The sequence below is a fragment of the Achromobacter aegrifaciens genome (assembly GCF_902859965.1).
Lineage (GTDB): Bacteria > Pseudomonadota > Gammaproteobacteria > Burkholderiales > Burkholderiaceae_B > Achromobacter > Achromobacter aegrifaciens.
Map to the genome: position 1 here is coordinate 1,652,740 of NZ_CADIKO010000001.1, position 26,439 is coordinate 1,679,178.

At 63.8% G+C, this 26,439-nt stretch carries 19 protein-coding genes and 4 tRNA genes; 19 read left to right on the forward strand and 4 right to left on the reverse strand.

The annotated features are described in order from the left end of the window. Positions 1-27 precede the first annotated feature (27 nt). The 17 genes from hisN (at position 28) to rpoC (ending at position 18,784) form a co-directional block, all read left to right on the forward strand. Positions 28-834, forward strand: coding sequence for a histidinol-phosphatase (hisN, locus tag HV793_RS07675; RefSeq protein WP_175212950.1), 807 nt, complete (start codon positions 28-30; stop codon positions 832-834). Between the two features lie 57 nt (positions 835-891). Further along, positions 892-2,277 (forward strand): glutamine synthetase family protein, encoded by a 1,386-nt coding sequence (locus tag HV793_RS07680; RefSeq protein ID WP_054455860.1) that lies wholly within the window; start codon positions 892-894, stop codon positions 2,275-2,277. A 31-nt stretch (positions 2,278-2,308) separates the two neighbouring features. Next, positions 2,309-3,697 (forward strand): aldehyde dehydrogenase family protein, encoded by a 1,389-nt coding sequence (locus tag HV793_RS07685; protein WP_175212951.1) that lies wholly within the window; start codon positions 2,309-2,311, stop codon positions 3,695-3,697. Between the two features lie 24 nt (positions 3,698-3,721). Further along, a complete protein-coding gene (locus HV793_RS07690) occupies positions 3,722-4,885 on the forward strand; it encodes an iron-containing alcohol dehydrogenase (RefSeq protein ID WP_175212952.1) in 1,164 nt (387 codons plus the stop codon). A 113-nt stretch (positions 4,886-4,998) separates the two neighbouring features. Continuing rightward, positions 4,999-5,085, forward strand: a tRNA-Tyr gene (locus HV793_RS07695). Positions 5,086-5,232: 147 nt separating this feature from the next. Further along, positions 5,233-5,306: transfer RNA gene (locus HV793_RS07700), tRNA-Gly, on the forward strand. Positions 5,307-5,316: 10 nt separating this feature from the next. Beyond that, positions 5,317-5,391 (forward strand) — tRNA-Thr (locus HV793_RS07705). A gap of 51 nt (positions 5,392-5,442) precedes the next feature. Further along, complete coding sequence (gene tuf, locus HV793_RS07710) at positions 5,443-6,633, forward strand: elongation factor Tu (RefSeq protein WP_175205412.1); 1,191 nt, start codon at positions 5,443-5,445, stop codon at positions 6,631-6,633. Positions 6,634-6,765: 132 nt separating this feature from the next. Then, positions 6,766-6,841 (forward strand) — tRNA-Trp (locus tag HV793_RS07715). Between the two features lie 64 nt (positions 6,842-6,905). Next, positions 6,906-7,286, forward strand: coding sequence for a preprotein translocase subunit SecE (gene secE / locus HV793_RS07720; protein ID WP_054459362.1), 381 nt, complete (start codon positions 6,906-6,908; stop codon positions 7,284-7,286). A gap of 9 nt (positions 7,287-7,295) precedes the next feature. Next, positions 7,296-7,829 carry a transcription termination/antitermination protein NusG gene (gene nusG / locus HV793_RS07725; RefSeq protein WP_006389586.1) on the forward strand — a complete coding sequence of 178 codons (534 nt, stop codon included), beginning with the start codon at positions 7,296-7,298 and terminating at the stop codon, positions 7,827-7,829. A gap of 66 nt (positions 7,830-7,895) precedes the next feature. Next, complete coding sequence (gene rplK / locus HV793_RS07730) at positions 7,896-8,327, forward strand: 50S ribosomal protein L11 (protein ID WP_006389587.1); 432 nt, start codon at positions 7,896-7,898, stop codon at positions 8,325-8,327. Between the two features lie 2 nt (positions 8,328-8,329). Next, a complete protein-coding gene (gene rplA / locus HV793_RS07735; RefSeq protein ID WP_054459364.1) occupies positions 8,330-9,028 on the forward strand; it encodes a 50S ribosomal protein L1 in 699 nt (232 codons plus the stop codon). A 249-nt stretch (positions 9,029-9,277) separates the two neighbouring features. Next, positions 9,278-9,802: a 50S ribosomal protein L10 gene (rplJ, locus tag HV793_RS07740; RefSeq protein WP_054459366.1), complete on the forward strand. Its 525-nt coding sequence runs from the start codon at positions 9,278-9,280 to the stop codon at positions 9,800-9,802. Positions 9,803-9,883: 81 nt separating this feature from the next. Further along, entirely contained in the window at positions 9,884-10,264 is a 381-nt protein-coding gene (gene rplL, locus HV793_RS07745; RefSeq protein WP_042795892.1) for a 50S ribosomal protein L7/L12, read from the forward strand. A 163-nt stretch (positions 10,265-10,427) separates the two neighbouring features. Beyond that, positions 10,428-14,540 (forward strand): DNA-directed RNA polymerase subunit beta, encoded by a 4,113-nt coding sequence (rpoB, locus tag HV793_RS07750; protein ID WP_054459368.1) that lies wholly within the window; start codon positions 10,428-10,430, stop codon positions 14,538-14,540. After that, positions 14,540-18,784, forward strand: a complete 4,245-nt coding sequence (gene rpoC / locus HV793_RS07755) for a DNA-directed RNA polymerase subunit beta' (protein WP_054459370.1) — start codon at positions 14,540-14,542, stop codon at positions 18,782-18,784. Before rpoB ends, rpoC begins: the two co-directional genes overlap by 1 nt. Before the next feature lie 108 nt (positions 18,785-18,892). Here the strand turns inward: rpoC and HV793_RS07760 are convergent, their stop codons facing one another. Then, positions 18,893-19,288 (reverse strand): TssQ family T6SS-associated lipoprotein, encoded by a 396-nt coding sequence (locus HV793_RS07760; RefSeq protein ID WP_054459372.1) that lies wholly within the window; start codon positions 19,286-19,288, stop codon positions 18,893-18,895. Positions 19,289-19,443: 155 nt separating this feature from the next. On the opposite strand from HV793_RS07760, the gene HV793_RS07765 reads away from it, so the two are divergent. After that, positions 19,444-20,718, forward strand: a complete 1,275-nt coding sequence (locus HV793_RS07765) for a serine/threonine-protein kinase (RefSeq protein ID WP_175160073.1) — start codon at positions 19,444-19,446, stop codon at positions 20,716-20,718. Between the two features lie 12 nt (positions 20,719-20,730). Here HV793_RS07765 and HV793_RS07770 read toward each other — a convergent pair whose 3' ends face one another. The 3 genes from HV793_RS07770 to HV793_RS07780 are packed head-to-tail and all read right to left on the reverse strand — an operon-like array spanning position 20,731 to position 24,922. Continuing rightward, a complete protein-coding gene (locus tag HV793_RS07770) occupies positions 20,731-23,052 on the reverse strand; it encodes a CHASE2 domain-containing protein (RefSeq protein ID WP_175212953.1) in 2,322 nt (773 codons plus the stop codon). A 10-nt stretch (positions 23,053-23,062) separates the two neighbouring features. Further along, entirely contained in the window at positions 23,063-24,172 is a 1,110-nt protein-coding gene (locus HV793_RS07775) for a FecR family protein (RefSeq protein ID WP_175212954.1), read from the reverse strand. A gap of 33 nt (positions 24,173-24,205) precedes the next feature. Next, positions 24,206-24,922, reverse strand: coding sequence for a response regulator transcription factor (locus tag HV793_RS07780; RefSeq protein WP_054459379.1), 717 nt, complete (start codon positions 24,920-24,922; stop codon positions 24,206-24,208). 269 nt (positions 24,923-25,191) lie between these two features. Here HV793_RS07780 and HV793_RS07785 point away from each other — a divergent pair, with 269 nt between their 5' ends. Beyond that, the gene (locus HV793_RS07785) at positions 25,192-25,896 is read left to right on the forward strand and encodes a response regulator transcription factor (RefSeq protein WP_054459381.1); all 705 of its coding nucleotides are present in this window, start codon (positions 25,192-25,194) and stop codon (positions 25,894-25,896) included. Positions 25,897-26,439 lie beyond the last annotated feature (543 nt).

The window sequence follows — 26,439 nt, forward strand, 5'->3', positions numbered from 1 at the left end:
CTCCCGCGCCACGCCTGGAGCTCATCGATGCAAACTTCACCGCCGTTATCCGCGCAGCAGCTGGCCGCGTACTCCTCGTTCGCCCAAACGCTGGCGGACCGCGTGCGTCCCTTGTCGCGCAAGTGGTTCCGGCATCCGCTGGACGTGGACACCAAGGCGGACGAAAGCCCGGTCACGCAGGCTGACCGCGAAGTCGAGGCTGCCCTGCGCGAGGCCATCGCCCAGCACTATCCCGAGCACGGCATTTTTGGTGAGGAGTTCGGCGCTTCGCATGCCGAAGCCGAATTCGTGTGGTCGCTGGATCCCATCGACGGCACGCGCGCCTTCATTTCCGGCAACCCGCTGTGGGGCACGCTGCTGGCGCTGCTGCATCGGGGCAAGCCCGTGCTCGGGGTGATCGACATACCCATGCTGGATGAGCGCTGGGTCGGTGCGGCAGGCGCGGCCGCGCAGTTGAATGGCGCCGCCTGTCGCGCCAGCGCTTGCGCCGAACTGCGCCAGGCCACTCTGTACGCCACCTCGCCCGACATTTTTGCCGGCGCGGAACTGGCCGCCTTCGAGGCGCTGACGCAGGCCGCGCGCATGCGCCGCTACGGCGGCGATTGCTACAGCTACGGCCTCCTGGCCAGCGGACACGTCGACCTGGTGGTCGAGTCCGGCCTGCAGCCGTATGACTATCTGGCGCTGATGCCCGTGATCGAGGGGGCGGGCGGCGTCATTACCGATTGGTCGGGGCAGCCGCTCAGTCTCGAATCGCAGGGCCGCGTCGTCGCGGCCGCCACGCCGCAGCTGCATCGCCAGGCGATGCGGGTGCTGGGGGCGGCCATGACCTGAACGCCGCGCCGCCCGCCCGCAGTCCAACGCAACGCTTCAGTCACAAGGTGAAAGAGCATGCATGCACTAGGGGTAGCAACGGTGGAAGACGCGGAGCGGCTGGTGCAAGCCAGCCAGCTCTCGCACATCAAGGTAGGCTTGTCCGACGTCGATGGCGTCATGCTGGGCAAATACCTGCGGCGCGACAAGTTCCTGGGCGCGCTGCGCTCGGGGCTGGCGTTTTGCGACGTGGTATTCGGCTGGGACCTGGACGACCAGCTGTACGACAACACCAAGTACACGGGTTGGCACACGGCCTATCCCGATGCCAAGCTCAGGATCATCCCCCAAAGCGGCCGCAGGCTGCCGCTGGAGCAGGGACCGGGCGGCGAAGACATGCTGCTGTTCCTGGCGGAATTCGAAGGCGACGCGGGCGCCATCTGTCCGCGGCGCCTGTTGCACCGGACGCTGGACCGGGCCGCCGGCATGGGCTATGACGTCTATGCGGCGCTGGAGTACGAGTTCTTCATGTTCCGCGAAACGCCGCATTCCGTGCGCGCCAAGAACTACCGCAACATGGAGAACTGGACGCCGGGAAATTTCGGCTACTCGGTGCTGCGCAGCACGGTCGAGGGCGACTTCTACCGCAAGCTGCTGGACATGTGCGAACGCATGGACATGCCCATCGAAGGCCTGCACACCGAAACGGGGCCCGGCGTGCTGGAAGCGGCACTGGCGGTGGACCTGGCCGCGGCCGCGGGCGACAAGGCCTTTCTCTTCAAGACCTTCACCAAGGCGCTGGCGCAGCAGAACGGGCTGATGGCGACCTTCATGGCGAAATGGTCGCATGATCATCCCGGCCAGAGCGGCCACATCCATCTGTCGCTGCGCGATCACAAGACCAACCGCTCCGCCTTCTACGACGAATCCCGGCCGCATGGCATGAGCGCGACGCAAGCCTCCTTCATGGCCGGCGTACAGCGCTACCTGCCGGAATTCATGGCCCTGTATGCGCAGACCATCAACAGCTATTCGCGCCTGGTGCCCGGGTACTGGGCGCCCCTGGATGCCACCTGGGGCATGGAAAACCGTACCACCGCCCTGCGGCTGATTCCAGGCAGCGACAAATCGCAGCGCGTCGAGGTGCGCATCGGATCAGCCGATGCCAATCCTTACCTGGCCTTGTCCGCCGCCCTGGCTTCGGGTCTGTATGGCATCGAACAGGGCCTGGAACCCGAGCCGATGGTGCAGGGCAATGCCTACACGCAGCAGTTTCCAGCGCATCTGCGCCTGCCCACCACGCTGTGGGAATCCGCGCAGCGGCTGCGCGAATCCGAGGCCGCGCGGCATCTGTTCGGCGATGCCTTCGTCGAACACTACGCCGCCACGCGCGAATGGGAAGAACGGCAGTTCCGCCGCCACGTGACCGATTGGGAACTGGCGCGCTACTTCGAAATCATCTGAATCCAAACCACATCGCTTGCGCAGGGCAGACATGACCCAGGAACTCATCACCATCAGTCCCATCGACGGGCGCGAGGTCGTGCGCCGACCCTATGCCAGCGAGGCGCAGATCGCGCAGGCACTCGCTGACGCCCAAGCCGCGCAGGGCGCGTGGCAGGCGCTGGGCGTGCAGGAGCGGGGGCGCATCGTGTCCGCGGCCGTCGACCGCTTCGTTGCCGCCAAGGAAGAGATCGCGCGCGCCATCACCATCCAGATGGGACGGCCATTGCGCTACACGCCGGGCGAAGTGGCAGGCTTCGAGGCGCGCGCCCGTCACATGATCGCCATCGCGGGCGAGGCGCTGGCGCCCATCCAGGTACCGGAGCAAACCGGTTTCACACGCTTCATCAGCCGCGAGCCGATAGGTGTCGCGTTGACCATCGCGCCGTGGAACTACCCCTTATTGACGGCCGTGAACAGCATCGTGCCCGCTCTGATGGCGGGCAATACGGTCATCCTCAAGCATTCCGACCAGACGCCCTTGTGCGCGGAATTTATCGAACGCGCGTTCCGCGAGGTCGGGGCGCCCAAAGGCGTATTCCAGTATCTGCATGCCAACCACGACATCGTGCACCGGCTGCTCCGCGCGCCGGAGATCGGCTACGTGTCGTTCACCGGGTCCGTGCGCGGAGGGCATGCGGTCGAGGAAAGCGCGGCGGGGCGCTTTATCGGCATGGGCCTGGAGCTAGGCGGCAATGATCCGGCCTATGTGCGGGCCGACGCCAAGATCGAACACGCGGTCGAAACCCTGGTGGACGGCGCGTACTTCAATTCGGGCCAGTCCTGCTGCGGCATCCAGCGCATCTACGTGGCGCGCACCAGGTACGATGAATTCGTCGAGCGCGCCGTCGAGTTGACGCGCGGCTATGTCCTGGGGAATCCGCTGCACGCCGACACTACCTTGGGCCCGGTCGTGCGCGCCAAGGCCGCCACCGAGATCCGGGCCATCATCGACGAAGCGGTTTCGGCGGGCGCCAGGAATATGATTGATAGCTCGCATTTCAAGGAAGCGAGCATAGGCTCGCCTTATGTCGCGCCGGCGTTGCTCACGCAGGTCGATCACCGCATGCGCATCATGACCGATGAATGCTTCGGGCCGGCCGTCGGAATCATGGCGGTAGACAGCGACGAGGAAGCCATCGGTCTGATGAACGACAGTCCCTATGGCCTGACGGCGGCGGCCTTCACGCAGGACGAGGAAGCGGCCTTGCATATCGGTCGCCAGGTCCGCACGGGAACCTTTTTCATGAACCGCTGCGATTACCTGGATCCCGCGCTGGCCTGGACCGGCGTCAAGAATTCCGGCCGCGGCGTGTCCCTGTCGGTTGTTGGCTACGAACAGCTCACGCAAGCCAAATCCTTTCATCTGCGCAGCGTCTGACACGACGCCATCAGGAAACCAACCATGACCTTGCCCAGCGTTAATTGGAACTATCCCACGGCCATCAAGGCCGGCCCTGGCCGCATCAAGGAATTGCCGGCGCTGTGCCGCGGGCTGGGCATGGCGCGGCCATTGCTTGTGACGGATCCCGGGCTGGCCGCCTTGCCCATGGTCGCGGGCGCCGCGCAGGGCTGCCGTGACGCCGGCCTGGAGTGCGGCCTGTTCCACGAAATCAAAGGCAACCCCACGGGCCGCAACGTCGACGACGGCGTGCGTGCTTACAAGCAGGGCGGCCACGACGGCGTGATCGCATTCGGCGGAGGTTCTGCGCTGGACGCGGCCAAAGCCATTGCGTTGATGGCGGGCCAGACGCGGCCGCTATGGGATTTCGAGGACATCGGCGACAACTACTTGCGCGTCGACGTGGCCGGCATGGCGCCGGTGGTGGCGGTGCCGACCACTGCGGGCACCGGTTCCGAAGTCGGGCGCGCCTCCGTCATCACCGACGAGGCCGCTGAAGTAAAGCGCATCATCTTCCATGCGCGCATGCTGCCCTCGGTCGTGATCCTGGACCCTGAACTGACGGTAGGCCTGCCGCCAAAGATCACGGCGGCGACGGGCATGGACGCGCTGTCGCACAATCTGGAGGCCTACTGTTCGCCGTTCTTCCATCCCATGGCGGCGGGCATCGCGATCGAAGGCATGCGCCTGGTGAAGGAGTACCTGCCGCAGGCGGTCGCCCATGGCGATGACCAGCAGGCGCGCCTGCAGATGCTGGTGGCGTCCAGCATGGGCGCGACGGCATTCCAGCGCGGGCTGGGCGCCATGCATGCGCTGGCGCACCCGCTGGGCGCGCTGTACGACGCGCATCACGGCATGCTCAACGCCATCCTGATGCCGTATGTGCTGAAAGCCAACGAACACGCGGTGGCGCCGCGGCTGCAGGCCTTGGCGCGCTATCTGGATCTGCCGGATTCCGGCCCTGGCGCGGTGCTGGACTGGGTGTTGCGCCTGCGCGAGACCGTGGGCATTCCGCATACCCTGGCCGAAATCGGCATCGACGAGGCTCAGGCCGAACGAATAGGGCGCATGGCGGCCGAGGATCCTTCGGCCGGCACCAACCCCGTCAACTACACGCCCGAGCAGTATTCCGATCTTTTCCGTGCAGCAATTCGCGGAAACCTGTAAGCTTCGCCCCCTCTGCGCGGAAACGCTGCGGTGGTTGAAGAAGAATTTTGAATATTTCGTCCGAAGCGTTTGACAGCGGATTTGAAAGTGTTCATAATCTCGAATTCTCCTCTGGAGGAGTGCCCGAGTGGTTAAAGGGGGCAGACTGTAAATCTGTTGGCCTTGCGCCTACGTTGGTTCGAATCCAACCTCCTCCACCAGAGACCCATTCCTAAATCCAGGCGCGGTTTGCCTGGATTTACAATGTGAAGCTCAGAAAGCTGAGCAGCCTTCGCAAAGAAGGTTGTAAGGTTTTCCAGGGCTTCGGATTGAAAAGGTTTGGGAAAGAGAAGGTGAAAGGGTATGCCGCGGGTGTAGCTCAATGGTAGAGCAGAAGCCTTCCAAGCTTACGACGAGGGTTCGATTCCCTTCACCCGCTCCAAGATTTATTTGCCCATGTGGCTCAGTGGTAGAGCACTCCCTTGGTAAGGGAGAGGTCGCGCGTTCGATCCGCGCCATGGGCACCACTAATTCCTCTTTTCTTCAGTCAGAAGCGCAATCCAGGTCAGGAGTCAGCCATGGCAAAAGGCAAGTTTGAACGTACCAAGCCGCACGTGAACGTGGGTACGATTGGTCACGTTGACCACGGCAAAACGACGTTGACGGCGGCCATCACGACCGTTCTGTCGAACAAGTTCGGCGGCGAAGCCAAGGGCTACGACCAGATCGATGCGACTCCTGAAGAAAAGGCTCGCGGCATCACGATCAACACGGCTCACGTCGAGTACGAAACGGAAGCGCGTCACTACGCGCACGTTGACTGCCCGGGCCACGCTGACTATGTGAAGAACATGATCACGGGCGCCGCGCAAATGGACGGCGCGATCCTGGTCGTGTCGGCCGCTGACGGCCCGATGCCGCAAACCCGCGAACACATCCTGCTGTCGCGCCAGGTTGGCGTGCCGTACATCATCGTCTTCCTGAACAAGGCTGACATGGTTGACGATGCCGAGCTGCTCGAGCTGGTGGAAATGGAAGTCCGCGAACTGCTGTCGAAGTACGACTTCCCGGGCGACGACACCCCGATCGTGAAGGGTTCGGCCAAGCTGGCACTGGAAGGCGACAAGGGCGAACTGGGCGAACAGGCCATCATGGCTCTGGCCGCTGCGCTGGATTCGTACATCCCGACGCCCGAGCGCGCCGTGGACGGCACGTTCCTGATGCCGGTTGAAGACGTGTTCTCGATCTCGGGTCGCGGCACCGTGGTGACCGGCCGTATCGAACGCGGCGTGATCAAGGTCGGCGAAGAAATCGAAATCGTCGGTATCGTTCCGACGGTCAAGACGACCTGCACGGGCGTGGAAATGTTCCGCAAGCTGCTGGACCAAGGTCAAGCGGGCGACAACGTGGGCATCCTGCTGCGCGGCACCAAGCGTGAAGACGTCCAGCGCGGCCAAGTTCTGGCCAAGCCGGGCTCGATCACCCCGCACACCGACTTCACCTCCGAGGTGTACATCCTGTCCAAGGAAGAAGGCGGCCGTCACACCCCGTTCTTCCAAGGCTATCGTCCCCAGTTCTACTTCCGCACGACGGACGTGACGGGCACGATCGAACTGCCGGCCGACAAGGAAATGGTTCTGCCGGGCGACAACGTGGCCATGACGGTCAAGCTGCTGGCCCCCATCGCCATGGAAGAAGGCCTGCGTTTCGCCATCCGTGAAGGCGGTCGTACCGTCGGCGCCGGCGTCGTCGCCAAGATCCTGAAGTAAGCAATACCCGGATGGGTAGAGTGGACTCTAAAGTCCCTCTATCCATCTTTGCTGTAAAAGTAGTATGATGTATGGTTCCGCAAGTTGTTGCATGTAGGCGGAAGCAGCTGTGTAGTGCAAGTGTAGTGTTTTAGGGGCATAGCTCAATTGGCAGAGCGTCGGTCTCCAAAACCGAAGGTTGTAGGTTCGATTCCTACTGCCCCTGCCACCGCCAGGATAAACCCGCGGGAGATCATCGCGAGTTACGCATTCACGGCGGCTCGCGTCGCAATATGTCTAATACCAGCGTAGAAACCGTAACCAGTACCGCCGACCGGGTGAAGCTCGGGCTGGCGGTTCTTGTCGTTATTGCTGGCATCGTCGGGTTCTCCGTGCTCAGCGCGCAACCGATGCCTGCACGTATCGGCGTATTCGTCGGCGGCCTAGTGATCGCAGCCGTGATCGCCTGGTTCAGCGAACCCGGCCGCCGCACCCTGAGCTTCGCCAGCGAGTCCTACAACGAAGTCAAGCGTGTCTCGTGGCCCACGCGCAAGGAAACGACCCAGATGACGGGTATCGTTTTCGCGTTTGTGGCGGTCATGGGCCTTTTCATGTGGGTGCTCGACAAGGGCATCGAATGGATTCTTTACGGCCTGTTGCTGGGCTGGAAATAAGGACGGCGAATGAGTAAGCGTTGGTATGTCGTCCATGTGTACTCCGGCATGGAAAAAAGCGTACACAAGGCCCTGAACGAGCGCATCGAGCGCGCGGGCCTGCAAACGTCTTTTGGCCGCATTCTTGTGCCCTCCGAGGAAGTCGTCGAGGTCAAGGGTGGCCAGAAGTCGATCACCGAGCGCCGCATTTTCCCCGGTTATGTCCTGGTTGAAATGGACCTGACCGACGAAACGTGGCACCTGGTCAAGAACACCAACCGCGTCACCGGGTTTTTGGGTGGCTCGGGCAACCGTCCGACCCCGATTTCCGAAAAGGAAGTCGAGAAGATCCTCTCCCAGATGGAAGAGGGCGTCGAGAAACCCCGTCCCAAGATCCTGTTCGAAGTGGGCGAGATGGTTCGGGTCAAGGAAGGTCCGTTTGCAGACTTCAACGGCAACGTCGAAGAAGTCAATTACGAAAAGAGCAAGGTGCGCGTGTCTGTCACCATTTTTGGTCGCGCCACGCCCGTCGAACTCGATTTCAGTCAGGTCGAAAAGACCTAATTTCAACCCCCGGGGAGCTCCCAGGCCTGAACGCCCAGGAGCGATATAACCCGCAAGGAGCAAAGCATGGCGAAGAAGATCGTCGGCTTTATCAAGCTGCAAGTGCCGGCTGGTAAGGCTAACCCCTCCCCCCCGATTGGCCCGGCCCTGGGTCAGCGTGGCCTGAACATCATGGAATTCTGCAAGGCGTTCAACGCCAAGACTCAAGGCATGGAGCCTGGTCTGCCGATTCCGGTGGTGATCACCGCCTTCGCCGACAAGAGCTTCACCTTCATCATGAAGACCCCGCCCGCGACGGTCCTCATCAAGAAGGCCGCCGGCGTGCAAAAGGGTTCGTCCAAGCCGCATACCGACAAGGTCGGCACGCTGACCCGCGCTCAAGCTGAAGAGATCGCCAAGGCCAAGGGCCCCGATCTGACCGCCGCTGATCTGGACGCCGCCGTGCGTACGATCGCTGGCAGCGCCCGCAGCATGGGCATCACGGTTGAGGGGATCTAATCATGGCAAAACTGTCCAAGCGCGCCGCCGCCATTGCGCAGAAGATCGACCGCACCAAGCTGTATCCGGTCGCTGAAGCCCTGACCCTGGTCAAGGAAACCGCCGTCGCCAAGTTCAATGAATCCATTGACGTGGCCGTGCAGCTCGGCATCGACCCGAAGAAGTCGGACCAACTGGTTCGCGGCTCGGTCGTTCTGCCCGCCGGCACCGGCAAGTCGGTTCGCGTGGCCGTGTTCGCCCAAGGCGACAAGGCTGAAGCCGCCAAGGCCGCTGGCGCCGACATCGTCGGTCTGGACGACCTGGCTGACCAGATCAAGGCCGGTCAAATGGACTTCGACGTGGTCATCGCCTCGCCCGACACGATGCGTGTCGTGGGTGCCCTGGGTCAGATCCTGGGCCCCCGTGGCCTGATGCCGAACCCGAAGGTCGGCACCGTGACCCCGGACGTCGCTACCGCTGTCAAGAACGCCAAGGCCGGTCAGGTTCAGTACCGCACCGACAAGGCTGGCATCATCCACGCAACGATCGGCCGCGCGTCGTTCGGCGTGGAACAGCTGCAAACCAACCTGGCCGCTCTGGTCGACGCCCTGCAAAAGGCTCGTCCCGCAGCTGCCAAGGGCATTTACCTGCGCAAGCTGGCCGTTTCGTCCACGATGGGCGGCGGTGCGCGCGTGGAAATTGCCTCGCTGTCGGCCAACTAAGCCGATAGCTGTAAACGTACTTTGGGCTGCATCCGGATTCCTCCGGATGTTGCTGTCAAAGACCGCTGGAGCAGGGTGGTTCAAGCAGTACCGGACCCCTCCGCTTAATACCGAAGCCCGTAAGGTTCGGATCCAGCGTAGACGGCGTCCCCAGGAAGATTTCTTTACACGAAGAACTCGACCAGGCGCCGCATTCGGTTGACGCGCAAGGCTCAGGCCCCAGGCGTCTTTTGATGGAGTGTTCAAACCGTGAGTCTCAATCGTCAAGAGAAAGCGGTGGTGATCGAGGAAGTCTCGGCGGAAGTCGCCAAGGCCCAATCGATTGTTATCGCTGAGTACCGTGGTCTGGACGTCGCCTCTGTCACCGTACTGCGCAAAACTGCGCGTGAATCGGGCGTGTATCTGCGTGTTCTGAAGAACTCGCTGGCCCGTCGTGCTGTTGCCGGCACGGCTTTCGAGCCGTTGGCTGAGCAACTGACCGGTCCGCTGATCTATGGCATCAGCGCTGATCCGGTCGCGGCGGCCAAGGTCCTCGCAGGTTTCGCGAAAAGCAACGACAAGCTGGTCATCAAGGCGGGCTCGCTGCCCAACAGCCTGTTGAACCAAGAAGGCGTGAAGGCCCTGGCCACCATGCCCTCGCGCGAAGAGTTGCTGTCGAAGCTGCTGGGCACCATGCAAGCCCCCATCGCGCAATTCGTGCGTACGCTCAACGAAGTTCCGACCAAGTTCGCCCGTGGCCTCGCCGCCGTGCGCGACCAGAAGGCAGCGGCTTAATCGCCCTGCTGTCCGGAATTCGCTGAACGACCGAGCGACACCCAAACCCTGGCATTACCAAAATATTTGGAGTTCTGAAAAATGGCACTTAACAAAGCTGAAATCCTTGACGCCATCGCTGGCATGACCGTGCTCGAGCTGTCCGAGCTGATCAAGGAAATGGAAGAGAAGTTCGGCGTGTCGGCTGCTGCCGCCGCTGTCGCTGTCGCTGCTCCCGCTGCTGGTGGCGCTGCCGCCGCCGCTGAAGAGCAAACCGAGTTCACCGTCGTCCTGACCGACGCCGGCGCCAACAAGGTTAGCGTCATCAAGGCCGTGCGCGAGCTGACCGGTCTGGGTCTGAAGGAAGCCAAGGACCTGGTCGACGGCGCTCCGAAGCCCGTCAAGGAAGCTGTGGCCAAGGCTGACGCCGAAGCCGCCAAGAAGAAGCTGGAAGAAGCTGGCGCCAAGGTCGAAGTCAAGTAAGACCTGCGTCAATTTGCCCGGGGACAGCGCAGTTTGCAGTCCCCGGGCTTTTGCGTTTCCAGGAAACCCCTACTGGGGGTATGCCCTTTACAGGGGGGTTTCCTGGAGTCGTATCACCTGGGGCCGTGGTTGACGGCCCATGCAACCTCGAGTCGGAGTGCTCATGCCTTACTCGTACACCGAAAAAAAGCGCATCCGCAAAAGCTTCGCCAAGCGTGAAGACGTTCAAAACGTTCCTTTCCTGTTGGCGACACAGCTTCAATCCTACCTAACTTTCCTGCAGGCGGATACCGCCCCGTCCGATCGCGTAGCCGACGGTTTGCAGGCGGCGTTCTCGTCGATTTTCCCGATCGTTAGTCACAACGGTATGGCGCGCTTGGAGTTCGTGAGCTATGTGCTCGGCGAACCGGTGTTCGATGTCAAGGAATGTCAGCAACGTGGCCTGACCTATGCCTCGCCCCTGCGAGCCAAGGTCCGCCTGGTGCTGCTTGACCGCGAAGTCAGCAAGCCCACCGTGAAGGAAGTGAAGGAACAGGAAGTCTACATGGGCGAAATTCCGCTCATGACGGGCACGGGTTCCTTCGTCATCAACGGCACCGAGCGTGTCATCGTTTCGCAGCTGCACCGCTCGCCTGGCGTGTTCTTCGAGCACGACCGCGGCAAGACCCACAGCTCCGGCAAGCTCTTGTTCTCGGCCCGCGTGATTCCTTACCGCGGCTCGTGGCTGGACTTCGAATTCGATCCGAAGGACGTCCTGTTCTTCCGCGTCGACCGTCGCCGCAAGATGCCCGTCACGATCCTGTGCAAGGCCATCGGCATGACGCCGGAATCGATCCTGGCCAACTTCTTCGACTTCGACAACTTCGAATTGAAGAGCGAAGGCGCGATGATGGAATTCGTTCCTGAGCGTTGGAAGGGCGAAATGGCCCGTTTCGACATCAGCGACCGTAGCGGCAAGGTCATCGTCGAAAAAGACAAGCGCATCAACGCCAAGCATCTGCGCGACCTGGCTGCCGGCGGCATCCAGCGCATCTCCGTGCCGGAAGACTTCCTGTATGGCCGCGTGCTGGCCAAGAACATCGTCGACCCGGACACCGGTGAAGTCATCGCCAACGCCAACGACGAAATCACGGAAAGCGTGCTGGGCGCCCTGCGCGCCGCCAACGTGCACGACATCCAGGCCCTCTACACGAACGACCTGGACCGCGGCCCGTACATCTCGCAAACGCTGCGCACCGATGAAACCGCCGACCAGATGGCCGCGCGCGTTGCCATCTACCGCATGATGCGTCCTGGCGAACCGCCCACCGAAGAAGCGGTGGAAGCGCTGTTCCAGCGTCTGTTCTACAGCGAAGAAACCTACGATCTGTCGCGCGTCGGCCGCATGAAGGTCAACAGCCGTCTGGGCCGTGGTGAAGACATCACCGGTCCGATGACGCTGACCAACGAAGACATCCTTGAAACCATCAAGGTGCTGGTCGAGTTGCGTAACGGCCGTGGCCAGATCGACGACATCGATCACCTGGGCAACCGTCGCGTGCGTTGCGTCGGCGAACTGGCCGAGAACCAGTTCCGCGCCGGCCTGGTGCGCGTCGAGCGCGCCGTCAAGGAACGTCTGGGCCAGGCCGAGACGGAAAACCTGATGCCGCACGACCTGATCAACTCCAAGCCGATCTCGGCTGCCATCAAGGAGTTCTTCGGTTCGAGCCAGCTGTCGCAGTTCATGGACCAGACCAACCCCCTGTCGGAAATCACGCACAAGCGCCGCGTTTCCGCACTGGGCCCGGGCGGTCTGACCCGCGAGCGCGCCGGCTTCGAAGTCCGCGACGTGCACCCGACCCACTACGGCCGCGTCTGCCCGATCGAAACGCCGGAAGGCCCGAACATCGGCCTGATCAACTCCATGGCGCTGTACGCTCGCCTGAACGAGTACGGCTTCCTGGAAACGCCTTACCGCAAGATCATCGACGGCAAGGTCAGCGAGCAGATCGACTACCTGTCGGCCATCGAAGAAAGCCACTACGTCATTGCGCAGGCCAACGCCGCGCTGGACGAGGAAGGCCGCTTCGTGGACGACCTGGTGGCTTGCCGCGAAGCCGGCGAAACCATGCTGACCGCCCCGGCCAACGTGCACTACATGGACGTTGCCCCGTCGCAGATCGTGTCGGTCGCCGCCTCGCTGATTCCGTTCCTGGAGCACGACGACGCGAACCGCGCGCTGATGGGCGCCAACATGCAACGTCAGGCCGTGCCTTGCCTGCGTCCGGAAAAGCCGGTCGTGGGTACGGGCATCGAGCGCACCGTGGCCGTTGACTCGGGTACGACCGTGCAAGCCCTGCGTGGCGGCCTGGTCGACCACGTCGATGCCGAGCGTGTCGTGATCCGCGTGAACGATGAAGAAAACGTCGCTGGCGAAGTCGGCGTCGACATCTACAACCTGATCAAGTACACCCGTTCCAACCAGAACACGAACATCAACCAGCGTCCCATCGTCAAGCGTGGCGACAAGGTCGCCAAGGGCGACGTGCTGGCTGACGGCGCATCGACCGACCTGGGCGAACTTGCCCTGGGTCAGAACATGCTGATCGCGTTCATGCCCTGGAACGGCTACAACTTCGAAGACTCGATCCTGATCTCCGAAAAGGTTGTTGCCGATGACCGCTACACCTCGGTCCACATCGAGGAACTGACGGTCGTCGCCCGCGACACCAAGCTGGGTCCGGAAGAAATCACGCGCGACATCAGCAACCTGGCCGAGACGCAACTGAACCGTCTGGACGATTCGGGCATCACGTACATCGGCGCCGAAGTCAGCGCCGACGACGTGCTGGTCGGCAAGGTCACGCCCAAGGGCGAAACCCAGCTGACGCCGGAAGAAAAGCTGCTGCGCGCCATCTTCGGTGAAAAGGCGTCCGACGTTAAGGACACCTCGCTGCGCGTGCCCTCGGGCATGACCGGCACCGTGATCGACGTGCAAGTGTTCACGCGCGAAGGCATCGTGCGCGACAAGCGCGCCCAGTCCATCATCGACGATGAACTGCGCCGCTATCGCCAGGACCTGAACGACCAGCTGCGCATCGTTGAAAACGACCAGTTCGACCGTATCGAAAAGATGCTGGTCAACAAGACCGTCAACGGCGGCCCGCGCAAGCTGGCCAAGGGCGCCACGATCACCAAGGCATACCTGGCTGATCTGGACCGCTGGCAGTGGTTCGACATCCGCCTGGCCGACGAGCCGCACGCCGTCGTACTGGAGCAGGCCAAGGAATCGCTGGAGCAGAAGCGCCACCAGTTCGACCTGGCTTTCGAAGAAAAGCGCAAGAAGCTGACGCAAGGCGACGAGCTGCCCCCGGGCGTGCTGAAGATGATCAAGGTCTATCTGGCCGTGAAGCGTCGTCTGCAGCCTGGCGACAAGATGGCAGGCCGTCACGGCAACAAGGGCGTGGTTTCGCGCATCACCCCGGTGGAAGACATGCCGCACATGGCTGACGGCACGCCGGCCGACATCGTTCTGAACCCGCTGGGCGTGCCCTCGCGGATGAACGTCGGCCAGGTGCTGGAAGTGCACTTGGGCTGGGCTGCCAAGGGCGTGGGCCACCGCATCGCCGACATGCTGCGCGACGAGCGCACTGCGCAGGTCAAGAACGTCCGCGCCTACCTGGACAAGGTCTACAACACGACCGGCACCGGTGCGCGCATCGACGAGCTGACCGACGAAGAAGTCATGGAAATGGCGCAGAACCTCAAGAACGGCGTGCCGTTCGCGACGCCCGTCTTCGACGGCGCGACCGAAGAGGAAATCACCACGATGCTGGAACTGGCCTATCCGGACGAAGTCGCCAAGCGCATGGCGCTGACGCCTTCGCGCACGCAGGCGTGGCTGTACGACGGCCGCACCGGCGAGCAGTTCGAGCGTCCGGTCACGGTCGGCTACATGCACTACCTGAAGCTGCACCACCTGGTCGACGACAAGATGCACGCGCGTTCGACCGGCCCGTACTCGCTGGTTACCCAGCAGCCTCTGGGCGGCAAGGCGCAGTTCGGCGGTCAGCGTTTCGGGGAAATGGAAGTGTGGGCGCTGGAAGCATACGGCGCCGCCTACACCCTGCAGGAAATGCTGACGGTGAAGTCCGACGACATCACCGGCCGTACCAAGGTATACGAAAACATCGTCAAGGGCGATCACGTCATCGACGCCGGCATGCCGGAATCGTTCAACGTGCTGGTCAAGGAAATCCGCTCGTTGGCCCTGGACATGGATTTGGAGCGTAACTAATGAAAGCGCTACTCGACCTCTTTAAGCAAGTCTCGCAAGACGAGCAGTTCGATGCCATCAAGATCGGCATCGCCTCGCCCGAGAAGATCCGTTCGTGGTCCTACGGCGAAGTTCGCAAGCCCGAGACCATCAACTACCGTACGTTCAAGCCAGAGCGCGACGGCCTGTTCTGCTCCAAGATCTTTGGCCCGATCAAAGACTACGAGTGCTTGTGCGGCAAGTACAAGCGCCTGAAGCATCGCGGCGTGATCTGCGAAAAGTGCGGCGTGGAAGTCACCGTCGCCAAGGTTCGCCGTGAACGCATGGGCCACATCGAGCTGGCCAGCCCCGTCGCGCACATCTGGTTCCTGAAGAGCCTGCCGTCGCGTCTGGGCATGGTGCTCGACATGACCCTGCGCGACATCGAACGCGTTCTGTACTTCGAAGCCTGGTGCGTGATCGAACCCGGCATGACGCCGCTCAAGCGCGGCCAGATCATGTCGGATGACGATTTCCTCGCCAAGACCGAAGAGTACGGCGACGACTTCCGTGCCCTGATGGGCGCGGAAGCCGTGCGCGAACTGCTGCGCACCATCGACATCGACCGCGAAGTGGAAACGCTGCGCGGCGAACTGAAGGCCACCAGCTCGGAAGCCAAGATCAAGAAGATCTCCAAGCGCCTGAAGGTGCTGGAAGGCTTCCAGAAGTCCGGCATCAAGGCCGAGTGGATGGTCATGGAAGTGCTGCCCGTGCTGCCGCCGGACCTGCGTCCGCTGGTGCCGCTGGACGGCGGCCGCTTCGCGACCTCCGACCTGAACGACCTGTACCGCCGCGTCATCAACCGCAACAACCGCTTGAAGCGCCTGCTGGAGCTGAAGGCTCCGGAAATCATCCTGCGCAACGAAAAGCGGATGCTGCAGGAAGCCGTCGACTCGCTGCTGGACAACGGTCGCCGCGGCAAGGCCATGACCGGCGCCAACAAGCGCCAGCTCAAGTCCCTGGCCGACATGATCAAGGGCAAGAGCGGTCGTTTCCGTCAGAACCTGCTGGGCAAGCGCGTCGACTACTCGGGCCGTTCGGTCATCGTGGTGGGTCCGCAGCTCAAGCTGCATCAGTGCGGCCTGCCCAAGCTGATGGCCCTGGAACTGTTCAAGCCGTTCATCTTCAATCGTCTGGAGATGATGGGCCTGGCCACGACCATCAAGGCTGCCAAGAAGCTGGTGGAAAGCCAGGAACCGGTGGTCTGGGACATCCTGGAAGAAGTCATCCGCGAACACCCGGTCATGCTGAACCGTGCGCCCACGCTGCACCGTTTGGGCATCCAGGCGTTCGAGCCGGTCCTGATCGAAGGCAAGGCGATCCAGCTGCACCCGCTGGTTTGCGCGGCGTTCAACGCCGACTTCGACGGTGACCAGATGGCCGTTCACGTGCCGCTGTCGCTGGAAGCCCAGCTGGAAGCGCGCACGCTGATGCTGGCCTCCAACAACGTGCTGTTCCCGGCCAACGGCGAACCGTCGATCGTGCCGTCCCAGGACATCGTGCTGGGTCTGTACTACACGACGCGCGAGCGCATCAACGGCCGCGGCGAAGGCATCTTCTTCACCGACGTCGCTGAAGTGCAGCGCGCCTACGACAACGGCGAAGTCGAACTGCAGTCGCGCATCACCGTGCGTCTGAAGGAACACGAGCGCGACGAGAACGGCGAATGGCAGCCGGTGATCCGCCGTCACGAGACGACGGTCGGCCGCGCGCTGCTGTCCGAAATCCTGCCCAAGGGCCTGCCCTTCACGGTGCTGAACAAGGCGCTGAAGAAGAAGGAAATCTCGCGCCTGATCAACCAGTCGTTCCGCCGCTGCGGCCTGCGCGACACCGTGATCTTCGCTGACAAGCTGATGCAGTCGGGCTTCCGCCTGGCCACGCGCGGCGGTATCTCCATCGCCATGGGCGACATGCTGATCCCGACCGCCAAGGAAGGCATCCTGGCCGAAGCCAGCCGCGAAGTGAAGGAAATCGACAAGCAGTACTCGTCGGGTCTGGTCACGTCCCAGGAACGCTACAACAACGTGGTGGACATCTGGGGCAAGGCCGGCGACAAGGTCGGCAAGGCGATGATGGAACAACTGGCCACCGAGCCCGTGATCAACCGTCACGGCGAGGAAGTGCGCCAGGAATCGTTCAACTCCATCTACATGATGGCTGACTCGGGCGCCCGCGGTTCGGCCGCCCAGATCCGCCAGCTGGCCGGTATGCGCGGCCTGATGGCCAAGCCGGACGGCTCGATTATCGAAACGCCGATTACCGCGAACTTCCGTGAAGGCCTGAACGTACTCCAGTACTTCATTTCGACTCACGGCGCGCGTAAGGGTCTGGCCGATACGGCACTGAAGACCGCCAACTCGGGCTACCTGACCCGTCGTCTGGTCGACGTGACGCAAGACTTGGTGATCACCGAGGACGATTGCGGCACCTCGCAGGGCTACAACATGAAGGCCCTGGTCGAAGGCGGTGAAGTCATCGAACCGTTGCGCGATCGCATCCTGGGTCGTGTGGCTGCTGTCGATATCGTCAACCCGGACACGCAGGAAACGGCCATCGTCGCCGGCACCCTGCTGGACGAAGACATGGTCGACACCATCGACCGCATCGGCGTGGACGAAGTCAAGGTCCGCACGCCGCTGACTTGCGAAACGCGCCATGGCCTGTGCGCGCACTGCTACGGCCGTGACCTCGGCCGCGGCTCGCCGGTCAACCAGGGCGAAGCGGTTGGCGTCATCGCCGCCCAGTCCATCGGTGAACCGGGCACGCAGCTGACGATGCGTACGTTCCACATCGGTGGCGCGGCATCGCGTTCGGCCCTGGCCAGCGCGGTGGAAACCAAGTCCAGCGGTACCGTCGGTTTTGCCAGCACGATGCGCTACGTCACGAACGCCAAGGGCGAACGCGTGGCGATCTCGCGCTCCGGCGAACTGGCGATCTTCGACGACAACGGCCGCGAACGCGAACGCCACAAGATCCCGTACGGCGCGACCGTGCTGGTGGGCGATGGCGAAGCCGTGAAGGCTGGCGCGCGCCTGGCGACCTGGGATCCGCTGACCCGTCCGATCGTGTCGGAATACGGCGGCGCCGTCCGCTTCGAGAACATCGAAGAAGGCGTGACCGTTGCCAAGCAGGTGGACGAAGTCACCGGCCTGTCGACGCTCGTCGTCATCACGCCGAAGACCCGTGGCGGCAAGATCGTCATGCGTCCGCAGATCAAGCTGGTCAACGAGAACGGCGAAGACGTCAAGATCGCCGGCACCGATCACTCGGTGAACATCTCGTTCCCGGTGGGCGCGCTGATTACCGTGCGTGATGGCCAGCAGGTTGCCGTGGGTGAAGTTCTGGCGCGTATTCCGCAAGAATCGCAAAAGACCCGCGACATTACCGGCGGTCTGCCGCGCGTGGCCGAGCTGTTCGAAGCCCGTTCGCCGAAGGATGCCGGCATGCTCGCCGACGTCACCGGCACGGTCTCGTTCGGCAAGGACACCAAGGGCAAGCAGCGTCTGGTCATCACCGACCTGGAAGGCGTGAGCCACGAGTTCCTGATTCCGAAGGAAAAGCAGGTTCTGGTGCACGACGGCCAAGTGGTGAACAAGGGCGAAATGATCGTGGACGGCCCGGCCGATCCCCACGACATCCTGCGCCTGCAAGGCATCGAGAAGCTGGCGACCTACATCGTCGACGAAGTGCAGGACGTGTACCGTCTGCAGGGCGTGAAGATCAACGACAAGCACATTGAAGTGATCGTCCGCCAGATGCTGCGTCGCGTGAACATCGTCGACGCCGGCGATACCGAGTTCATCCCGGGCGAGCAGGTCGAGCGCTCCGAGCTGTTGAACGAGAACGACCGCGTCACGGCTGAAGACCGCCGTCCGGCCAGCTACGACAACGTGCTGCTGGGTATCACCAAGGCCTCGCTGTCGACCGACTCGTTCATCTCGGCCGCTTCGTTCCAGGAAACCACCCGGGTCCTGACCGAAGCCGCCATCATGGGCAAGCGCGACGACCTGCGCGGCTTGAAGGAAAACGTCATCGTCGGCCGCCTGATCCCGGCGGGTACCGGCCTGGCTTACCACCATGCCCGCAAGGACAAGGAAGCGCTGGAGGCTGCGGAACGCGAAGCAGCCCGCCAGCTGGCCAACCCGTTCGAAGACTCGCCGGTCACGGTGGGCTCGGATGCGGAAACGCCGGCTTCCGACCTGGGCGCCGAGGATTCCGCCGAATAAGCGGAAGCACCCGGCAGGGATGCCGCGCGCAGTCCGGCGCGGCATGCCCGGAATCAAAAAGGCCGCTGATGCGAATCAGCGGCCTTTTTTTGTCTGGCGCAGGGGAGCTTACTTTGCGACCTGCGCCTGCGCGTGCCGGAACACGGGCCCCCAGACGGGATGGCCGGCTTCGTTGGGCGCCAGTTCGAAGGCGGGGTCCAGCGCCAGAATGCGGGCGAAGCTGTCTTCGCACAGCCGCGGATACTTGCTCACGCAGTAGCTGAACGCCTGCAGCTTGTAGGCCTCGATGCGTACGGCCTTGGTGGAGGTGGCCAGGGCGTCGGAGGTGGCGACGCCGCGGATGACTTCTCCGTAGCGGCCGGCGCTGTATTTGTCGCGTACCTGCTGCAGCTGGTCCAGGGCTTCCGCGGTGGGAGGCGCTTCCGGCTTTTGGGATGAGACGCCGGCGCAGCCCGCCAGCAGGGCCGATAAGCCGAGCAGACTACTCAGAACGCGAATTTTCATGGCTTCCAAAGGTGTAGAGGGGTTTATCGGTACGCTATCGTGCCACAGCCTGATGCGCTCGGACATTTTCGGCAATGTCCTTGCGGTGCGGATTGGATAATATTCGCCTTATTCCATAGTTAATTCAGCTGTCGCGCGACAGCGCAGTCCCGATCATGTCTTCTTCCGCCGGCCTCCTGACGCCGCGTGGCCCCTTTTCCGGCGCCGCGCCGCTTGCACTGCGTCCGCTGAGCGCCATCGCCGCCAGCACGGCGGGGGGGGTGCCGGAAACCCGCATCAAGCGGCTTTTGTCCGATCTGCTGCCGTCCTTGATGGCGCTGCATGCCCAAGGTGAAATCTGCGGCGATATTTCGCTGGATACGGTGGGTATGGACGAAAACGCCCGTGCCCATCTGGTGCCTGAACTGGTCGTGGCGCGTTCGCGCCGCGCTACCCGCACGCCGACCCCGGGTTTTGCGCCGTTCGAACTCTACACGGATTCGATGGAATGGCCGCGCGGCCCCTGGAGCGACATCTACGCCCTGTGCGCAGTGATGCATACGCTGGTCATCGGCAGCAAGCCCGCCCCGGCGCCTGAACGCCGGGCGGAAGATACCTACGAGCCGCTTGCGTCCCTGGGTTTGCCGAAGTACAGCCAGGACTTCCTGGCAGTGATCGACGCCGGCCTGGCCATGGCGCCCGCCGACCGCCCGCAGACGCTGGCCGACCTGGCAGGCATGCTGGGCATCGCCGCGCCGGTCGAAACGGCGCCGGACCCGGTGATTCCGGCGCCGGCTTCGCGCGCGGCGCCCGCCGCTGCCGCCGCAGCGCATCAACCTGCGCGCGGACGCCATCCCCTGCTGGTTCTGCTGCTCATCGTGGCGTTGATCGGCGCGGGCGTTTACGCCTGGTTCGAGTCGGGAATGGGTGCGCCGAATGCGCTGATTACCCGGTCCGAAGTGGTCCAGCCGAACCCGCCAGCGGTGCATCCCCTGCCGCCGCCATCGCCATCGCAACCGGCGCCGGGAGCCGCGTCTGCGGTGCCGCCGTCGCTGCCCGAGGTTCGAACCCCGCAGGAAACCGCGCCTCAACCCCCAGTCGCGGGAAGCGCACCCGCCCAGAGCGACACTCCGGCTCAGCCGGCGGTGCCCGCCGAGGCGTCTGGGACTACGTCAACTCCGCCCGCGGCCGCGCCGGCCGAGACTCCCGCCGTGGCCGAAGAGGCTCCCAAGCCCAAGCCGGTTCCCGTGTTGGTGCGGTTGGACATCCGCCCTTGGGGCGAGGTCTGGATCAATGGCGTGGCGCGGGGCATCAGTCCGCCCGTCAAGGAACTGCGGCTGATACCCGGCAAGTACCAGGTGGTGCTGCGCAACGCCGATCTGCCCCCGTACCGCATGACGCTGGAGGTCAAGGCGGGCAAGCCCGCCGTGATCTCGCACGTCTTCCAATAAGGATCGCCGCGGCTATGCCGCGGGCATCTCCTCCGGCGCCATCGGCAGGCGCAGCGTGAAGACCGAACCCACGCCCAGCTCGCTGCTGACCTCGACTGATCCGCCGTGGCGTTCGGCCACCGTGCGCACGAATGCCAGGCCCAGGCCCGCGCCACCGACATCGCCGCGGGTTTCCACACCCACGCGCGAGAACGGCTCGAACAAGCGGGCCAGATCCTGCGCTGCGATACCCTGGCCCTGATCGCGGATATTGACGCGCCAGAAGCCGGGTTCCTCGTCGACGCCGCATTCGATCCGCGTGTCCGCCGGGCTGTACTTGATGGCGTTGTCGATCAGATTGCACAGCGTGCGCATGAGCAGGGTCTGATCGCCGCGGACGTAGGCGGCGGGCAGCGGCAGCGCGAGGGCGAGTTCGATGCCGCGCTTCTGCGCCGAGGCCCAGAATTCGTCCACGGCGTCCTGGAGCAGGCTGCCTAGATCCAGCTCTACTGCGCTGATCGTCATCGATTCGGCACGGGTCAGATGCACGAAGTCGTCGACCAGGCGCAGCGTACGGTTGGCCAGCGCGGCGATGCGGCCCAGGGTTTCACCCTGGTCTTCGGCCGAGCCGCTTTCCTGCTTCATTTCGACCAGCGCAAGGATCGAGCTTTGAGGCGCGCGCATGTCGTGCGAGATGAAGCGCAGGGTTTCCTCGCGCTGGCGTTCGGCCTGGCGGATGCGCGAGATGTCCGTCAGCGTGGTGACGGTGCCGGCGAAGTTGCCTTCGGCGGTATGGATGGGCGCGCATTTCAGGATCAGGTCGCGCCCCGCGTGGTCGCGTATTTCCAGGTCGGCGCTCCAGGGCGATGACGCGGCGACCGGGCCTTGGCCGCTAAGCGCTTCGGCGACGCGTTGGCGCGTGGCAGGATCGGAGATGGTCTTCTCGAGCAGGTGCGCGGCCGGGCGGCCGACGCGGGGAGGGCGCATGCCCAGCCGCTGGAAATACATGACCGCCGCCTGGTTGCGGAATTGCATGCGGCCGTCCTGATCGAAAACCAGCGTGGCGTCCGGCATGCCGTCCAGGCCGTCGGCCAGGAAGCGGCGCAGGTTGCGCACTCGGGCCAGCGCCCGGCGCAGCTCCCCGACGCGGCTCTCCAGCGACACGCTGGGTCCCGCGCCCTGGGCGCCGGCTTCGTTCAGCACCGGCGGGTACTCGCGCTGCAGGCGACGCAGCTCGTTGTCCATGTAGCGCAGCGCGGCCTCCTGGCTGCGCCAGCTCCAGAGCGGATAGCACAGCGTCACGCCCAGCAGGGCCGCGGCCGGCGCGAACCACACATAGGCATAGGCCAGCAGCAGCAGCGCCGTCAGCAGGATGAGGGCGAACAGCGCCAGGCTGACCAGCAGGGCCCGCTTGGGCGACAGCCGCCACAGGGCCAGGCAGGCCAGCAGCACGGGCAGCGCCGCAAACAGCGCGTTGCACCAGGCGGGCGGCAGCCGATAGGCGATGTCGTCGCGCGCGGCGTGCAGCAGGTTGGCGATGATCTCCACCCCCGACATGCCGCTGACGTCATGCGATACCGGTGTCGGGTAAGCGTCGCCCAGGCCGGTGGCCCAGGCGCCGACCAGCACGTACTTGCCGCGCAGATCCTCCGGCGACAGATCGCCGCGCAACACGGACAGGTAGGACACGGTGCGCGTATGCGCGGTGGGGCCGGCGTAGGGGATCAGGATGCTGCCGTCAGGCGCGGCGCGTTTCAACAGCTTTTGCGCGGAATCCGGTTCGCCGCCGACGTCCAGCATGGCCAAGGCCAGATGGTTCCAGCGGCGGTCTCCAAGCCGCGCGGTCAGGGTGGCTTCGCGCACCACGCCATCCGGGTCGATGCGCGCGTTGATGAAGCCTTTCGCGGCGGCGGCCTGCGCCACGCCGGGGATGGGTTCGTTGACGGCGGAAGGGCGGTCGAGCCGGTCCAATACGACCGGCAGGACGGCGCGTCCGTGGCGCCGGATGCTGTCGGCCAGAATGCGGTCGTCGTTCGGATTGGCCATGTCCGGTTCGGCGAAGATCAGGTCCAGCGCCACGGCTCGAGCGGCCTGCAGCCGGTCCAGCAGCGCCGCGTGGACCGCGCGCCGCCAGGGCCAATGGCCCAGTGCCTTGACGCTGTCATCGTCTATCGCGACGATCAGGATATCGGGATCGGCGGCGCGCCCGGTTACCGACAAGGCGCGGTCATAAAGAATCTGGTCGAAACGGCCCAGGCCGTTGAAGGCACCCAGGATGGCGGCAAGCGCCGCCAAAGCCACAGTCAGCCACAGCCCTGAGCGCGAGGTCCGGTCCTGCGGATCGGCGTCGGCCATGGGGCGGGCTCTAGTAATCGGTCAGCGTGATCAGGCCGCCCGTGCCGCTGGCGACGCCCGAGCCGTCGGAGGTCAGGAGCATGTTCGCGCCCTCGAAGGTTGCGATCGCGTCGCGCCCGTTCAGGCCCAGGTCATCCACCGCGCGCACGGACACGTAGTAGGTGCCGGGACCGGGCGCCGTAAAGCGGATGTCGTTGGTGGGGAAGCTCGTCGACGATACCGGCAACGCGCCTTCGGCATCGCGCGAGACGCGCACCAGATAGCTCTGTGCGCCGGACACGGGCGAGACGTCAGCGGTCCAGGCGCCGCCGCCCGCACGCGTGGGCGTGCCCAGTTGCGGCGCATCCAGCAGCGCGCGCATGCCCGAGACGACGCCGTCCGTGCCGACCGCCGCACCGTAGCCCGTGGCCACCGCCACGGGTTTGGCCGGGGCCGATCCGGGGGCGTGGGGCTGCAGCCGCACGCTGCCTTCCAGCACTTCGCTGTGCACGCCTTGCGCGCCGCTTTGTACGCGGAAGCGCGTGCCGCGCACGCCGGTGACTGCGACCGGCGTGCGGACTTCGAAGCGGCCCACGCCCTGTCCGGACGGTGCCACGGTCGATTCCACGCCGCCCTTTTGCACCTGGACGACGGAATCCGTCAGCGCCGTGCCTTCGAACTGGCGCAGGCGCGTCAATTCGACCGAACCGCCAGCCGGCAGCGTCAGCTTGGAACCATCGGCCAGCTCCAGCGTCACGAAGCCGTTGGCGGCGGTGCCGACCGTGCTGCCTTCGGCCACGGTATCGCCGGCCCGCAGGGGCTTGCCATCGACGTTCGCCTGGCCGCTGACGTGCACGACGCGGGCGTCGGCGGGCCGTACGGGAATCATGGACAGCGGAATGCGCAACTCCAGCCCGATGGGCAGCGTTTCGGGCGTGACGACCTTGTTCAGGGTCTGCAACTGGTTCCAGTTGGCCGGCTTGTGCGTATAGCGGGTCGCCAGGTCGATCAGCGTATCGCCTTGCCGTATGCGGTAGATGAAATCATCTCCGAGCGCGCCGGCAGGCTGGCTGCGCGCCGGCGCCATCAACGTCAGGCAGGACATCAGGGCAAGCAAAGAAAGCGCGCGGCAGCGGCTCATGACTCTCGATTCTCCAGGGATGCGCGCAGGCGCTTACTGCGGATTGACTGCGATGTCTTCCGGCGAGCTGATCAGCTCAAGCCGGTAGCCCAACGCATATGAAGACGTAAGACGCACGCCATGTTCCGGACGCAGCTGGAGCTTTTGCCGGATGTTCGACAAGTGGGTGTCCAGGGTGCGCGAGGTGGCCGGAATTTCCCGGTTCCATACACATTCAGCCAGCACGTCGCGGGACATGAGGCGGCCGACATTGCGGAAAAACAGCAGCGCCAGTTCGAATTCCTTGGGGGCGAGCGGCACAACCGCGGAATCCAGGGTGATGCTGCGGGCGGCGGGTTCGATGCGATAACGCGCTACGTCGAAGGCATCGTTCGCGGGCTCGGCAATCTGGCTGCGGCGCAGCAAGGCCGCCACCCGGGCCAGCAGCTCCAGGGGGCGCAACGGTTTGACGATGTAGTCGTCCGCGCCCGCGCGCAGGCCTTCCACCAGATCGTCTTCGCTGGACCGGTTGGTCAGGAAGATGACCGGGATGCGCGGGCCGATATTGGCACGCAGCCACCGCACCACATCGTCACCGTCGATGTCGGGCAGATGCCAGTCCAGCAGCACCAGGTCGAAATGCTCAGTGCGTAGCGCGGCCAGCAGATCCCGGCTTTGCTGATAACTGGTGCAGTCGTATCCGGCAGTGGTCAGAACTTGCTGGATGCGTCGTGCTTGATCCAGGTCGTCTTCCAGCGACGCGATTTTCATCAGACGTGTTCTCGCGAAGGTTTGCTACGCAAGCGCGCGCTATGGCGCCCTACTGCAAGATGAGAAAGGAATATATAGGTGTAAACGAATGATAACTCGGGAGGGGCCCCGGCTGGCTACGTTATGGCAAGAACTGTCAAACATTGCAAAGTTGACGAATCTTGACTGGAGTTGTTGCGTAACAACGCGCCACACTGTCTCAATCGTTCTCCCCTCCGCAGTACGGCGGGGGCGGAGCCGGTCGAGGTTGTTGGTCGGATGGAACAGATATGAATCAATTGCGCATACTTATGATGTCACCGGACGAGGCCGCTCGCGGCATTGCCGTGTCCGCATTGCTGCAAGCTGGTATTTCTGCACGCGGTTGCTCGACGTCTCTCGAATTGTTTGGATTGCTCAACGGCGGCGGCTATGACGTCGTGGTCCTGGATGTCGGGACCTTGGGTGAAATCGGCTACGCCCTGGTGGCGCGCCTGCACGGCTCGTCGTCGATGGGCATCGTGGTCACGGGGCGCGGCATGTCGGTGGATAGCCGCCTGCGCTGCCTGCAAAGCGGCGCAGACGCCTGTCTGCCAGATCCGCAGGATCCGCGCGAGCTGGCCTGCATCCTGCTGTCCCTGGCGCGCCGCTTGCCCGCGGGGCAGGACGCGGCGTCCGTGGCCGAGGCCGCCCAGAACGGGCAGTGGGAACTGCGAGACCAGGGCTGGACCCTGGCGGCGCCCTCGGGGGCGACCATCTCCCTCTCCGCCAACGAACGCCTGATCGTGCGCTCGCTGCTGGAAGTCGCGGGCAAGGCCGTGGGCCGGACTGAATTGGGCGACGAGCTGCAGGTTGAAGGCGGCGGGGTGCGCGCCAGCGGTTCGCGCAGCATCGACGTGATCGTCAGCCGCTTGCGCCGCAAGGCCGAGCTGGCCGGGGTGATGCTGCCGATCCGCACGGTCTACGGCAGCGGCTACCTGTTCGCCGATCAGTAACGCGGGCGGGTACACTGGTTGGCGTGCCTGGCGCCAGCTGCTGCCGGAAAGTCCGCCTATCGTTTTCCCGCGGTTCGTCACGATCAGTGGCCCCAATTTCCGCTTCCGTTTTTCGGCATATGTGGCCCTAATTTCCGCGAGCGCCGCCGAACGGGCGGTCTTCTGCCGGCAACACGCCACGTCGCAGGCCTTACAATTTTCTTTGACAGCAAGCCTTTATCTCAGTTATGCTAAAGGGCTTACTGCTTTATTTCGCGCGCAAAAACTGGCCGCGGTAGGGTTCAGAAGTACGGTGTCTGGGAACGGGGTGCGTCACGAGCCTTTCGTCTTCCAGGCCACACGGCTTCGCGGCATCGGGTCCTTCCGGCGTCGTCGCTCCACGGCATCCAGCTTTGTGCGTTTTGTCATAGTTTGTTGGCAAGCCCGCTCTTTTACGTATACGAACGTTTGAGGCGGTTTTGCGCGAACTGCCTTCTCCGAAAGTTCACTGCTTGAGGAGACGAGTACGTAAGTACTTACCCAGTGGTACGTAAAAGGGATTTC

Coding starts and splice junctions, on each gene's coding strand:
- rplA (WP_054459364.1), top strand. CDS start 8,330: ATGGCAAAACTGTCCAAGCGCGCCGCCGCCATTGCGCAGAAGATCGAC.
- HV793_RS07680 (WP_054455860.1), top strand. CDS start 892: ATGCATGCACTAGGGGTAGCAACGGTGGAAGACGCGGAGCGGCTGGTG.
- hisN (WP_175212950.1), top strand. CDS start 28: ATGCAAACTTCACCGCCGTTATCCGCGCAGCAGCTGGCCGCGTACTCC.
- secE (WP_054459362.1), top strand. CDS start 6,906: ATGTCTAATACCAGCGTAGAAACCGTAACCAGTACCGCCGACCGGGTG.
- rpoB (WP_054459368.1), top strand. CDS start 10,428: ATGCCTTACTCGTACACCGAAAAAAAGCGCATCCGCAAAAGCTTCGCC.
- rpoC (WP_054459370.1), top strand. CDS start 14,540: ATGAAAGCGCTACTCGACCTCTTTAAGCAAGTCTCGCAAGACGAGCAG.
- HV793_RS07690 (WP_175212952.1), top strand. CDS start 3,722: ATGACCTTGCCCAGCGTTAATTGGAACTATCCCACGGCCATCAAGGCC.
- rplL (WP_042795892.1), top strand. CDS start 9,884: ATGGCACTTAACAAAGCTGAAATCCTTGACGCCATCGCTGGCATGACC.
- rplK (WP_006389587.1), top strand. CDS start 7,896: ATGGCGAAGAAGATCGTCGGCTTTATCAAGCTGCAAGTGCCGGCTGGT.
- HV793_RS07685 (WP_175212951.1), top strand. CDS start 2,309: ATGACCCAGGAACTCATCACCATCAGTCCCATCGACGGGCGCGAGGTC.
- tuf (WP_175205412.1), top strand. CDS start 5,443: ATGGCAAAAGGCAAGTTTGAACGTACCAAGCCGCACGTGAACGTGGGT.
- HV793_RS07780 (WP_054459379.1), bottom strand. CDS start 24,922: ATGAAAATCGCGTCGCTGGAAGACGACCTGGATCAAGCACGACGCATC.
- HV793_RS07760 (WP_054459372.1), bottom strand. CDS start 19,288: ATGAAAATTCGCGTTCTGAGTAGTCTGCTCGGCTTATCGGCCCTGCTG.
- HV793_RS07765 (WP_175160073.1), top strand. CDS start 19,444: ATGTCTTCTTCCGCCGGCCTCCTGACGCCGCGTGGCCCCTTTTCCGGC.
- nusG (WP_006389586.1), top strand. CDS start 7,296: ATGAGTAAGCGTTGGTATGTCGTCCATGTGTACTCCGGCATGGAAAAA.
- HV793_RS07785 (WP_054459381.1), top strand. CDS start 25,192: ATGAATCAATTGCGCATACTTATGATGTCACCGGACGAGGCCGCTCGC.
- HV793_RS07770 (WP_175212953.1), bottom strand. CDS start 23,052: ATGGCCGACGCCGATCCGCAGGACCGGACCTCGCGCTCAGGGCTGTGG.
- HV793_RS07775 (WP_175212954.1), bottom strand. CDS start 24,172: ATGAGCCGCTGCCGCGCGCTTTCTTTGCTTGCCCTGATGTCCTGCCTG.